Annotated in this window: 10 protein-coding genes; 2 read left to right on the top strand and 8 right to left on the bottom strand. The window is 62.7% G+C overall.

Annotated elements, in window-relative coordinates:
- Positions 1 to 14: 14 nt before the first annotated feature.
- Positions 15 to 1,256 (top strand): LVIVD repeat-containing protein, encoded by a 1,242-nt coding sequence (locus AC3EMD_RS19485; RefSeq protein WP_302073648.1) that lies wholly within the window; start codon positions 15 to 17, stop codon positions 1,254 to 1,256.
- 297 nt (positions 1,257 to 1,553) lie between these two features.
- Here the strand turns inward: AC3EMD_RS19485 and mtnK are convergent, their stop codons facing one another.
- Positions 1,554 to 2,753, bottom strand: a complete 1,200-nt coding sequence (gene mtnK / locus AC3EMD_RS19480; RefSeq protein ID WP_032732679.1) for an S-methyl-5-thioribose kinase — start codon at positions 2,751 to 2,753, stop codon at positions 1,554 to 1,556.
- 101 nt (positions 2,754 to 2,854) lie between these two features.
- Here mtnK and mtnA point away from each other — a divergent pair, with 101 nt between their 5' ends.
- A complete protein-coding gene (gene mtnA, locus AC3EMD_RS19475) occupies positions 2,855 to 3,883 on the top strand; it encodes an S-methyl-5-thioribose-1-phosphate isomerase (protein WP_064142630.1) in 1,029 nt (342 codons plus the stop codon).
- A 61-nt stretch (positions 3,884 to 3,944) separates the two neighbouring features.
- Here mtnA and AC3EMD_RS19470 read toward each other — a convergent pair whose 3' ends face one another.
- From AC3EMD_RS19470 to codB, 7 genes are all read right to left on the bottom strand, one after another.
- Positions 3,945 to 5,213 (bottom strand): histidine phosphatase family protein, encoded by a 1,269-nt coding sequence (locus AC3EMD_RS19470; RefSeq protein ID WP_008805600.1) that lies wholly within the window; start codon positions 5,211 to 5,213, stop codon positions 3,945 to 3,947.
- A gap of 25 nt (positions 5,214 to 5,238) precedes the next feature.
- Positions 5,239 to 6,597, bottom strand: coding sequence for an MFS transporter (locus tag AC3EMD_RS19465; protein ID WP_008805601.1), 1,359 nt, complete (start codon positions 6,595 to 6,597; stop codon positions 5,239 to 5,241).
- A gap of 110 nt (positions 6,598 to 6,707) precedes the next feature.
- Positions 6,708 to 7,517 carry an inositol monophosphatase family protein gene (locus tag AC3EMD_RS19460; RefSeq protein ID WP_032732682.1) on the bottom strand — a complete coding sequence of 270 codons (810 nt, stop codon included), beginning with the start codon at positions 7,515 to 7,517 and terminating at the stop codon, positions 6,708 to 6,710.
- 121 nt (positions 7,518 to 7,638) lie between these two features.
- Positions 7,639 to 8,589, bottom strand: coding sequence for a LacI family DNA-binding transcriptional regulator (locus AC3EMD_RS19455; protein ID WP_162494476.1), 951 nt, complete (start codon positions 8,587 to 8,589; stop codon positions 7,639 to 7,641).
- A gap of 145 nt (positions 8,590 to 8,734) precedes the next feature.
- Positions 8,735 to 9,973: a cytosine deaminase gene (codA, locus tag AC3EMD_RS19450; RefSeq protein ID WP_008805604.1), complete on the bottom strand. Its 1,239-nt coding sequence runs from the start codon at positions 9,971 to 9,973 to the stop codon at positions 8,735 to 8,737.
- Positions 9,970 to 11,205, bottom strand: coding sequence for a PucR family transcriptional regulator (locus AC3EMD_RS19445; protein ID WP_012542475.1), 1,236 nt, complete (start codon positions 11,203 to 11,205; stop codon positions 9,970 to 9,972). Before AC3EMD_RS19445 ends, codA begins: the two co-directional genes overlap by 4 nt.
- A complete protein-coding gene (gene codB / locus AC3EMD_RS19440) occupies positions 11,202 to 12,464 on the bottom strand; it encodes a cytosine permease (protein ID WP_022065136.1) in 1,263 nt (420 codons plus the stop codon). Before codB ends, AC3EMD_RS19445 begins: the two co-directional genes overlap by 4 nt.
- Positions 12,465 to 12,706: the final 242 nt, after the last annotated feature.

Below are 12,706 nucleotides of genomic sequence, written 5' to 3'. Positions count from 1 at the left end.
GAGAGGGATCCCCTATGTCAGCATTACCTTCCCCCGAATACAGCCGCAATATGCGGCTGATTGGCCATAGCGATCAGGGCGGTCGTCCGGACGGCGTGCAGCTGATGGTGCACCGCGGATTCGCCTATATCGGCCATATGGTGTCGCAGGGCTTTTCCGTGGTCGATGTTCGCGATCCGACCCGGCCCACCACCGTCAACTATATTGCCGCGCCGCCGGGCACCTGGAACGTGCATCTGCAGGCGCATGACGATCTGCTGCTGGTGATCAACGCCCGGGATCTGTTTGCCGACGCCCGTTTTGCTGATGAGAAGGTCTACTACCCCCGCTCGGTGGGCGACACGGTCAGCGATGTGCAGGACAAGGGCTGGAGCGCCGGGCTGCGTATCTTTGATATTTCCACTCCCGCGCAGCCGCGGGAAATCAGTTTCCTGTCGCTTAACGGCATCGGTATTCACCGCATCTGGTACGTCGGCGGCCGCTGGGCGTATGTGTCCGCGCTGATCGACGGTTTTACTGACTACATCTTCCTGACCATCGATCTGGCCGATCCGCGTAAGCCCGAAGTGGCCGGGCGCTGGTGGCTGCCGGGGATGCACCAGGCGGGCGGTGAAACACCGGACTGGCCGCAGGGCAAACGCTATGCGCTGCATCACGCCATTATTGCCGGGGATACCGCCTACGGCAGCTGGCGCGACGGCGGCCTGACGCTGCTGGATGTCAAAGACCGTACCCAGCCGACGCTGATTAGCCATCGCAACTGGAGCCCGCCGTTCGGCGGCGGGACGCATACCGCGCTGCCGCTGCCGGATCGTGACCTGCTGGTGGTGCTTGACGAAGCGGTGCTCGACAATCAGGAGGACGGTGAGAAGCTGATCTGGCTGTTTGATATCCGCGAGCCGGCGAACCCGGTGAGCATCTCGACTTTCCCACAGCCGGATGAAATCGACTATGTGGCGAAAGGGGCGCATTTCGGTCCGCACAACCTGCATGAGAATCGTCCCGGCAGCTTTGTCAGCTCAACGCTGATTTTTGCCACTTATCAGAATGCCGGCGTGCGGGCTTACGATATATCTAACCCGTATCGTCCGCTGGAGACCGGGGCGCTGGTGCCGGCGGCGCCGAAGACGATGATGGATACCCGTCCCGGCCGCCCGCAGGTGATCCAGTCCTGCGATGTGTTTGTCGATGCGCAGGGCATTATCTACAGCACCGATTACAACGGCGGGCTGTCGGTGATTGAGTATCTGGGATGAGGGCAAGGTAAACGCAAAATTGTGCTCGCATGTCTGCCGGGTGGCGGCTTTCGCCTTACCCGGCCTACAAAAGTCTGCAAGATCAAACCGTTATGCGGTTATCTGTAGGCCCGCGCAAGCGCAGCGCCGCCGGGCAATCCCTGAAGATTGCACTTTTTTAGGGTTTGCTCCCTCTCCCTGTGGGAGAGGGTTGGGGTGAGGGCAAGGTAAACGCAAAAAGGCAATGACAATGGCCTTTTTTAGGGTGTGCTCCCTCTCCCTATGGGAGAGGGCCGGGGTGAGGGAAAACAGACGCACTCAGCTGTACTGGCGTACCCGCGCCAGCAGCTCGTCGACGCTGTCGATACGCTCGGCCAGCACGATCAGCGCTCTGCCCAGAGTAATGGCGTGGCGCAGGCATTCATGACGCATGGCGTCGTCCTGGATAGTGTCGATATCCGCGACGTGCGACAGCCCGACGCTGCGGCGGATCAGTTCGCTGCCGCAGAAGCCAACCGCGTCGGCCCAGACTTTCTTCAGAAAGGCGGAGGCGTAGCCGGGGTAAGCCAGCGCCGCGTCGCGGGTTTTCTCCGCCGCCAGCGCCTGGAAGCGTTCGGCGAAGGTGGTCCACAGCTGGTGGATATCGTTCAGCCGCTGTTCGCGCGCGGCGGCGGCGTCGCGAATGCCGAGCTGGCCCGGCAGGCCGCAGTAGTTAAGCAGCAGGTTGCCGATGGCGGTGCCGATATCGAAACCGATGGGACCGAAATAGCCGAACTCGGCGTCGATGGCCTTCAGGCTGCCTTCGGCAACGAAGATCGACCCGCTGTGGATATCGCCGTGCAGCAGCGCTTCCGCATGGGCAAAGAAACGGTGCTTCAGCGCCGCCACCGCCAGCTTTAGCTGGGCGTCGTCGCGCAGGGCGGCAACATCGGCCTCCAGCTCCGCCGGGTAGTTATTGCGCTCGTGGATCTGATACGGGTCGTTAAAGAACAGATCCTCGGTGATCTCGCACATCGCCGGGTTACTAAACTGCGCCACCTGCGCTTTTTTCTCGTGGGGATGGAGATAGAAATCGCTGGTGTGGAACAGCACCTGCGCCAGATAGTCGCCAAGCTGGCGGGCCGCCTGCGGGTAGTAGACGTTAGCGATAAGCTCCCCGCGCCAGATGCGGTGGTCGGAAAGATCTTCCATCACCATCACCGCCAGCTCGGGATCAAAGTGATGGATTTTTACCGTGTGCTGCGGACTGTGCTGATAGTGGGCGACCAGGGTCTGCGCTTCCAGACGGGCGCGGTCGAGGGTCAGGGGCCAGGATTCGCCGACACAGCGCACGTAGGGCAGGGCCTGTTTGACGATCGCCCGGCTGACGCCCTGGCGATCGAACACTTTAAACACCAGATTGAGGTTGCCATCGCCCACTTCCTGCGCGCTGACCAGCTCAGATGGGTTGTCGATGCCGGCGAACTGCTGCGCGTAAGCCACGGCATCGTGGGCGGTGAAGGTATGGTATTGCGACATTGCCTCGATCCTCGAATTCTGATTAAGCCGTTCAGACGTCTATACTTCTGGATTCCATCCTGACACAATGTGATACAACAACGCAACAGGGATTTAACGACATGCAGACATTACAGACCACCAGCCTGCGGGTGAGTGAAAATCAGCTTTTTATTCTCGACCAGCAGGCCTTGCCGCAGGAAAAACGCTGGCTGGCGGCGGATAACGTTGCGCTGCTGGTGGACCATATTCATGCCCTGCGGGTGCGCGGCGCGCCGCTGATTGGCCTGTCCGCCAGCCTGCTGCTGGCTCTGCTGGCCCAGCGCGGCCTGAACCGGGATGCACTCCAGCAGGCGCTGGAGACGCTGCGCGCGGCGCGGCCGACGGCGGTCAACCTGATGAATAATCTGGATCGCATGAAGCAGGCGCTGGCCCGGGAGGATTACCCGCAGGCGCTGGAAGCGGAAGCTTTGCGTCTGGTCGAAGAAGATAAACAGCTGTGCGACCGCATCGCTGAGGCGGGCAGTGCGCTGGTGAAGCCCGGCAGTCGACTGCTGACCCATTGCAACACCGGTGGCCTGGCGACTGCCGGGGTGGGGACCGCCCTGGGGGTTATCGCGCTGGCGCACCGGCAGGGAAAGGTGGCCAGCGTGTGGGTCGATGAAACCCGGCCACTACTGCAGGGCGGACGTTTAACCGCCTGGGAGCTGGGCGAGCTGGGCGTGCCGTATCAGTTGATCACCGATTCAATGGCCGCCAGCCTGATGGCGCAGGGGCAGGTGGATGCGGTGTGGGTCGGCGCCGACCGTATCGCCGCCAACGGCGACGTGGCGAATAAAATCGGCACCTATTCCCTGGCGGTTTTGGCCCATTATCACCAGATCCCGTTTTACGTCGCTGCCCCGCAGACCACCCTCGACCGCCATTGCCCGAACGGGGCGGCGATCCCCATTGAGCAGCGCGCGGCGGCGGAAGTAACCGGGGTGGCGGGCAGCTTTGGCGCGGTACAGTGGGCGCCGATGGGGGCCGCCGTTTACAATCCGGCGTTCGACGTCACGCCTGCTGGGCTGGTGAGCGGCTGGGTGCTGGACAGCGGGGTGGTCACCCCGGCGCAGGTCGCCGCCGGGGCGTTTGCGCCGGACAATGGATAGCCGACACCGTGCCGGGCCTGGAAAAAAATGGCTTTCCCGGGCCCGGGCAAGTGCTGCATTGCTACGGCAGGACCATGGCTACCGCCGGGGCGGATGACCGGTCGATACGCTGACCGAGGGCGGTAATAGCCGCCTGGAAGGGACACAGCGTACCGACGTCGGTCTGACGGCAGCCCGGCTGACGCCACTCCTGACGCAGCATCGGGTGCTGCGCGTCCGGCGTCTGCAGACGACGCAGGTCGTCGAGGCCTTGCGCCTGGAAATAGACCCGCAGATAGCGTTCCCCGCTCTTCGCGTTGCGCCAGCGCTCCAGCACCAGGCTACTGCCCGGCGGGATATTTCCCCGGCTGTAGCCCGGCAGCTGCCAGCTAAAGTTCATCAGCGTGCGCACCATGGCGATATTGGTGTCATGGGCCACCAGCAGCAGCCAGCGTACGTTCGGATTCGCCTCCGGTTTGACGCCGTCGAGCATGGCGTTGAGCAGCACCGACCCGCGTTTTTGCGCGGTATACAGCACGTCGTTACTTAGATCGTAGTTTTCCGTTAACAGCGGCAGCAGGGCGGTGATCTGCCTGGCCTGGGTGATCTTGCCCCACGCCAGCTGGCTGAGAGGCAGGTTTTCACTCCAGCCGAGACGCAGCGTCTCCACCATATTGGCCATCACGCTCAGTCCGCTAATAGTGGTTTTCCCGCTTTTGCTCTGCTCCACCTGCCAGGGGGTGTCGAAGATCGGGCAGGGTTTATCGGCCTGACAAACCGCCTGTTGCAATAGCTGGATGGCCGGCGCCAGCGCCTGCCGACGCTGCGCCAGATCCCCGGCCTTCTCTTTCACCGCCGCCAGCTGGCGGGCGGGGTCGGTTTGCGTGGCGGCGAACTTGTCGGTCTGAAACAGGGGATCGGCATCCCCGCTGACATAATGGATAGCGACGCCGCAGCCGGGGAAGGCGCCATCCACCAGCGCCTGGGCGGTCGCCCGCGTCCGCTGCAGCGGGCTGGCGCGCACGTAAATCGACTCCGCCGTCGGGCATCCCGCCTGCAGCAGCCCGAGCTGGCGATAGTGCTGGCCTTCCTCACGCCCTTTGTTGACCACGGCGGCATAGCCATGGCCGGTGAGCTCGCCGTCATGGGTGGTCCACTCGGTCCACGGTCGGCCGGTGGCGGCCTCGATGGCTTCCCGGTTGCCGGCCGTCGGCGGACGAATACCGTGGCGGCTGAGCTCGACCACTTTCTCCAGCTGCCAGTCCGCGGCGGCGGCAGATTGCAGCGCCAGCAGCGGCAGCGCGCAGGCGATAAACAGGCGTAACAGCCCCTGATGTCTTGCAGGCATCATATCTTCTTCCTTATGCGTTAATCGGTTATGAGGAGAACGAGGTCTGCCGTTCGACGGCATGGCGCCGGGCGACGATGGCGGCAGTGGTAAAACAGAGTAGCGCGGAACCCAGACCGGTACCCACCCAGAACAGCGCCAACGTGCTGAAATCATACAGCGTTTTGCCGTTCTCAAGGATAGCCGTTTTATCAATAATGATCCCGGTGAGAAACTCGCCCAGGCCGGCGCCGGCGTAGCTGGCGATGCCGATGGTGCCGAGCGCGGCCCCGGCGGCTTTGCGCGAGGAGATATCGACGGCGATCAGCCCGCCGAGGAAGCAGGTCAGGGCGCCAATGGTGGCCCCGAAGATAATCATCGCCAGAATATCAGTGTAATAATTGTGCGGCGACCAGAGCATCAGGGCGAAGCCGGCGGTGTTCAACAGGCTGATAAACCCGGCCATCACGCTGCGGTTGCGTGGGAAAAAGCGGTCGGAGAGCATGCCGGCGATGATGGTCCCGGCGATGCCGGCGATGGCGTTGACGCCGATAATCCCGGACGCCTCCAGCGTGGAATAGGCTTTATCCTGCTCGAGAAAGAAGATCCCCCACGAGTTGACGGCGTAGCGGTCGATGTACATAAAGGCGGAGGCGAGGGCGAGGGTCCACAGCGCCGGGTTGCGCAGCGCCAGCAGCTGGTTTTTAAACACTGAGCCGCGGGCTTCGGCCTCCTCCTGCGGTTCATCGCGGATGACGTTGATGGACGGGAAGCCACTGCTCTGCGGCGAATCGTGCATGAACAGCACCAGCAGCACCACCCCGGCGGCGCCGAGCGCGGCGGTGGACAGGTAGCCCATCTGCCAGCCAAATCCGGCGATCACTGCGGCGATCACCATATAGGTCACCGCCTCGCCGATATTATGCGCCGTCGACCAGATGCCATAGAAGGTGCCGCGCTCCTTAACGCCGTACCAGCGCGCCAGCGAGACCGCGCAGGGGCCGACGCCCATCGACTGGGCCCAGCCGTTGATCCCCCAGAAGATGGCCAGCAGCAGGGCGTTGGTGGTCATCCCCATCATCAGGTTCATCCCGGCGCTGAGCAATAAACCGAGGCTCATATAGCGCACCACGTTGGCGTGATCGGCGATAAAGCCGTTGACCAGCTTGCCGATGGCGTAGCTGAAGAACAGGGTTGAGCCGATCATGCCCAGCTCCGTCGGGGTGATCCCCAGATCCACCAGCGCGCTTTTGGCGACGGTGAAGGATAACCGGCAGACGTAAAAGGTGACGTAGGCCAGGGTCATGGCGATAAAGGTTTGCCAGCGCACCCGGCGAAAACGCTGTTCATCAAACGCGGCGCCCGCTTTCGGCGGCGACGCCCGGAAAAAAGCGATAATTCCAGACATAGGTGGTTCTCCGCAGGTCGGAGGCCTGACTGATTGATGTGGTTCGTCCGTGAATGAAGTTATCGTTACTGTGTAGAGTACATAATCAGAAATAGCCTGACCCGTAAGGGTTAATGTAAGGGTTGTGGGATCATCTTTTTCAGCTGCGGGTAGAGCGTCTGGCTGGCCAGCAGTAGCGGGTTGCCGCGCTGGATCCCCTCCTGCGCCAGAAAATCGTTGCTGGCGCCGCCCGCTTCGCGCATCAGCACCAGCCCCGGCAGAGCGTCCCACGGGTTCATGTGCGGCTCGTAGTAGCCAATCAACCGGCCCGCCGCCGCCCAGGCGCTCATCAACGCCCCGGAACCGTTGCGGATAAACATGCCGCCGTCGCTGAGCAGCGCCTGCAGAAACGGCAGAAAGTCCGCCGGGGTGACGCGATGCGAGGTGCCGACGCCCATCACGCCCTCTTTGACCGTCGTCGCGGGGTGTGGACGGATCGGGGCGTCGTTGAGCCAGGCGCCATGGCCCCGCAGGGCGTGAAACAGCTCGCGATGGTTGGGGTCGTAGACCACGCCGATGACCGGTTCGCCGTCGGCGACGATCGCCAGCGACAGGCACCAGGTGTGCAGGCCGTTGAGGAAACAGCTGGTGCCATCGATGGGGTCGACCACCCACAGCACTCGCGCGTCGGGCAGGCGAGCGCCGCTCTCTTCGCCGAGAAAGCCATCTTGCGGAAACGCGCTCTGAATGCGCTGTTTGACAAAGGCCTCCACCCGTTTGTCGGCCACGCTGACCACATCCTGCAGGTCATCGCCTTTATGGTCGACGGTCAGCGCCTCGCGCTGTTGATAGTATTCAAACGCCAGCTCAGCCCCCGCTTTCGCCAGCTCGCAGGCCAGACGGTAGCGGGCCTGTAGCGCTTCTGATTCCTGAGATTGCATAGTGACTCCCTATTTTGCACACGTGTGCATTTTGCGTGAAAAAAACAGCCCCGAAGGGCCGAATGAGTGTGGCCGGGTTTCGCAGAAGATTCTGTGATCGCTCCAGCATAAAATGATTTTTTCATTTCGCACTATGACGAATAATTAGTTTCACCGGCACTTCGCGATGGCGTGAGGGCAGGCTGAAGCGGGCGATCCGCGTCATCAACAGATCCACCGCGTGGTGCGCCAGCAGGGCGGTATTCTGCTGGACGGTGGTGAGCTGATAGGGCTGCCAGTCCGCCTGCGGGATATCGTCAAAACCGACGATGGCCGGCAGCGGGGCGGGGGCGTCCCGCAGGCCATCCAGGGCGCCCAACGCCAGCATATCGGTGGCGCAGAACAGCGCCTGCACTCCGGGGTTTTCAGCAACCAATTCTCTGGCGGCCTGGTAGCCGGCCTGATAGCCGCCGCCGTCGCAGAAGCGGCTGCTCACCGCCATACCCGACGTCCGGGCGATGAAAGCCTCATAGCGCTGGCGGGTGCTGAAGTTCTCGCGATTTTCGCCAATAAAGCCAACCTGCTGCCAGCCTCGACGACTGAACAGATCCGCCACCAGCTTCGCCCCCTGGGCATTATCGCTGCACACCCGGTCGCAGCCGGCGAGGTCCGCATGGCGGTTGATCAGGGTGACGGGGATCTTGCGCGCCAGATACTCTTCCGCCAGCGACAGCGGCGGCGCGCCGGAGGTGATGATCACCCCGGCGACGTGATAGCTCAGCAGTTGTTTAAGCGAGGGGGCGAGCTGCTGCGGATCGTCAGCGTTCATCAGCAGCGGCATAAAGCCATTGAGCGCCAGCTGATGGACCAGCGGCGCCAGCAGTTTGCTGCGAAACGGGTTGTCGAAACCGGCGGTGACGATGCCGATAAAATTACTGCTGCCAGTGATCATCGTCCGGGCGATGATATTCACCTGATAGCCCAGGGCTTCCGCGGCGCTCAGCACCTTCTGCCGGGTCTTCTCCGACACCGAGGCGCCGGGGGTGAAGGTGCGGGAGACCGCCGAGCGCGAGACGCCGGCCAGTCTGGCCACGTCCTCGGCCTTAATCCATTTTTTATCGCTCATCGTCGTTTCGCGCCGTCTGTTTTCCAGGAAGCCGACGCCCGGGCGGGCGTCGGTCACGCACACTGCCTGAAAAGGTATCACAGAAAGGCGCCGACGCGCAGCGCCTTGCGCCTTATGCCGGGTAGCGGATGTGCTCCACCTCACGCTGCAAAATCACCTTGCCGTGGCGAATGGAGGTCAGCACCCGTGCCTGACGACGGACGGCCTCGTAGTCGTTTTCCGCATCGAGGATCAGCAGGTTCGCCGGGCGGCCTTCGGCGAGGCCGTAGTTATCGCCCAGACACAGCGCCCGGGCGCTGTTGTCGGTGACGAAGTCGAGGCAGCGCTGCAGATCGTCATAGCCGAGCATATGGCAGATGTGCAGCCCGGCATCCAGAATGCGCAGGATATTGCCGTTCCCCAGCGGGTACCACGGATCCTGAATCGAGTCCTGGGCAAAGCAGACGTTGATGCCGGCGCGATCCAGCTCCGCCACCCGGGTGACGCCGCGCCGTTTCGGCCAGCTGTCAAACCGGCCCTGCAGATGAATGCTTTCGGTCGGGCAGGAGATGAAGTTGATGCCCGAGGCTTTCAGCAGGCGAAACAGCTTTGAGCAGTAGGCGTTATCATAAGAGCCCATCGCGCAGGTGTGGCTGGCGGTGACCTGCGCCCCCATGCCGCGCACCCGCGCCTCCTCCGCCAGTACTTCAAGGAAACGCGATTGCGGATCGTCGATTTCATCGCAGTGGACATCCACCAGGCGGCCGTAACGCTGGGCGAGGTCCATCAAAAACATCACCGAGCTGACCCCTTTGTCGCGGGTGTTCTCATAGTGCGGAATGCCGCCCACCACGTCGGCGCCCATCTCGATGGCGCGGGTCATGAGTCCGCGGCCGTCGGGGTACGATTCGATTCCCTCCTGCGGGAAGGCGACAATCTGCAGATCGATAAGATCGGCCGCCTCTTGTTTCACCGCCAGCAGCGCCTTCAGGGCCGCCAGCGACGGATCGGTGACATCCACATGGGTCCGGACGTGCTGGACGCCGAAGTCGCGCAGCATGCCGATGGTTTTCAGCGCCCGCTGGCGGGTGTCCTCCGGGGTAATACTCGCTTTGCGCTGGCTCCAGCGGGTGATGCCTTCAAACAGGGTGCCGCTGCGGTTCCACTCCGGCTCGCCCGCGGTGAGGGTGGCGTCAAGATGGATATGCGGCTCGACGAAGGGCGGGATCGCCAGCCGGCCCTGGGCGTCGATATCCCCGGCGTCGGCACTCTGCATCGCGGCCTGGGCGGAGATGCGGTGAATCATCCCGTCCTGCAGGTCAAGGGTAAACAGCGCCTCCTGGCGGCGCAGGCGAGCGTTAATAATTTTCATGGTGGGTCCTGTAAATGGTTTTGCGATAAACGCCAGATCACCAGCGCGACCGAGGCGTTGAGATGAAACTGGGGGTGGCTGACCGGGTAGCCGGTCAGTTTTTCAATACGCTGGATGCGCTGATGCAATGTGTTGCGATGCAGGCCCAGCCGGTCGGCGGCCCGCACCACGTTGCCGTTCTCCTGCAGCAGCGTCTCGAGGGTCTCCAGCAGCAGCCATGGCGCTTTGCGGCCCGGTTCGATCAGGCAGCCCAGGGTGTCGTGCATAAAATCGTTGAGCAGCGCCGGGTCGCTGACCGCGGACAGCAATTTGATAAACCCCAACTGCTGATAGTCGCTGATACGCTGGGTCGGCCGCAGGGTATCGCACAGATCCAGCGCCTGGCGCGCCTGCGACAGCGCCCGCGGATAACCCTGCAGCTGCCTGACCGGTGCGGAGAGGCCGCAGAGCAGCGACAAACCCTCCTCTCCGTCCGCCAGCGCCTGCAGCCACTGCTGCAGCCATTTTTTCTGCTGAAAGCCTTCCCCCTCCTCATCCGGCAGCAGGAAAAGAAACATATTGCTGCGCTCCAGCAGCGGGAAGGGGTTGCCCTGCTGGTTGAGCTGCTGCTGCAGCTGCTGACGCACGCTGCGGTGGGCCTGCAGCAGCCAGGCTTCGGCCTGCTCGGGCGGGAACTGGCGAAACAGGCGGGACAGCCCCTCCAGACGCAGCGCCGCCAGCCGCAGCGGACGGGTAAAATCGAGCTGCTGATGGAGGGCGCGCTGATGGAGCATCTGCAGATCCGGATAGTCGCCGGTGACCAGCTGCATCAGAATGTCGCGCTGTGACTGCAGGGCGTTTTCACTGCGGACCAGCGCGGTGCCGATGCGCTCGGTGACAATTACCATCTTCAGCAGGTAGGGCTGCTCAATCAGCGGAATGCCCAGCTCGTCGGCAAGGGCGATCAGCGTGGCGGGAATGGCGTGGATATAGGCCTCGCCGGTGAGGATCACCATCCCGGCGATGCCGCGCTGTTTTCCCTCCATCAGCAACTGGATCAGGTTGGCTTCATCACGGGGATGGTTGATGCCGGTAATAAAGACCAGCTCGCCGCCCATGATCCACTCGGCGATATGTTCATTTTCCGCCACGTAGTACCAGCGTACGGCCCGCTGCAGCCCTTGCTTTCCCGCCCGCAGACGCAGGGCGGAGAGTCCCTCAAGGGCCAGCAGTTCGCTGACCGTCAGGCTCATGGCTCCTGCTCCGCGACGGCGGCAGGCTGGCGTTTGCTTAGCAGGCTCAGGACGATATAGACCAGCGCGGAGACGGTGATCCCCACCAGCGGCGCGATCCACGGTGACAGATAAGCCACCACCGCGCCGGCGGCGTAGGCGCCGAGTCCCAGCCAGTTAAAACGCGGCAGGCGGGCGTTCTGCAGCAGGGGATAGCGCCCGCCGCGGGCGAACCAGTAGTCGGCGAGGATCACCCCGCCAATGGGCGGAATAATACTGCCCAGCAGCACAAGGAAGGGGATCAGCATTTCATACATACCGCCAATAGCGAGCACAATGCCCACCCCGGCGGCGGCGAGGGTTAGCGTCCGGCGACGTTCGCTGCGCAGCAGATGGCAGGCGGCGGCGGAGACGTTATAGATGGTGGGGCCCTGAATGGTCAGCAGGTTGAGACACAGCATGATCACCGCGGCGACCGACAGCCCCTGCAGGATCAGGACTTCCACAATATCGGCCTGTTGATAAACGATGGCGCACCAGGCGCCGGCGACGATCATCAGCCCGTTGCCGATGAGGAAGCTGCCCATGCTGGCGAGAATGGCGGTCCGGCTGGAGTTAGCCAGCCGGGTCCAGTTCGTCGCCTGGGTGGCGCCGCTGGCGAAGGTCCCGAAGACCATGGTGATGGCCGCCGACCAGGTCATGGTGTCGCTCGGCGCAATGCGGGTCATCGCCTGCCAGCCGCCGGCGTGGTGCAGCGCCAGATACATGGAGACCATCAGCAGCACAAACATCAATGGCACCGACAGGCGCGACAGCGCGTCCAGTCCCTTGTAGCCCACCAGCGCGGTGACGCAGAACAAAATGCCAAACAGCACCATCAGCGGCTGGGTCAGCGCCTCGGGCAGGGCGAGGATCTTCACCAGCGAGATAGCGACCGTGGCGGTCCCCCAGGCGTACCAGCCCAGCTCGGCAAAACCAAGAATAAAATCGGCCAGCTTGCTGCCGATCTCCCCGAAGCAGAACCGGCCCATCAGCACCGTATTCAGGCCGCTGCGCGCGGCGATCCAGCCCAGCGACGCGGCATAGAGGGCCAGCAAGGCGTTGCCGATGACGGCTATCCACAGCAGATTGACGATGGAAAAGGAGACGCCGAGTTTGCCGCCGGCAAACATCGTGCCGGTGAAAAAGGTAAAGCTGAACAACACCATGGCGATGGAAAATACGCCTTTGCGTCCGGCGGCGGGCGCTTCGACGAGGGGAAAATCATTGCTGTTTGACATCCTGGAACCTCTGGCTGGTAGATGGGCGGTGATAGCCGGAAGTAGCAAGAGATGTGCCAGGAAAAACCGGGCACGGGGAATATCACAGGATGTGCACAGTGCACAGTAATGATGGGGTAAAGACGATGAGATGCCATTTTAGTGGGCATCCTGCCATGTTTTGCACCAGTCCAGGGCAGAGGAGGGCGGCGAGCGCATCCCTGGCGCAGGAGGAGAATTTCAGCCAGGGCGATCCGCCAGTT

This window comes from Klebsiella sp. PK18 (genome assembly GCF_057784655.1).
The sequence above is the reverse complement of the archived record's forward strand: the minus strand, read 5'-3'. Positions and strand labels throughout refer to the sequence as shown.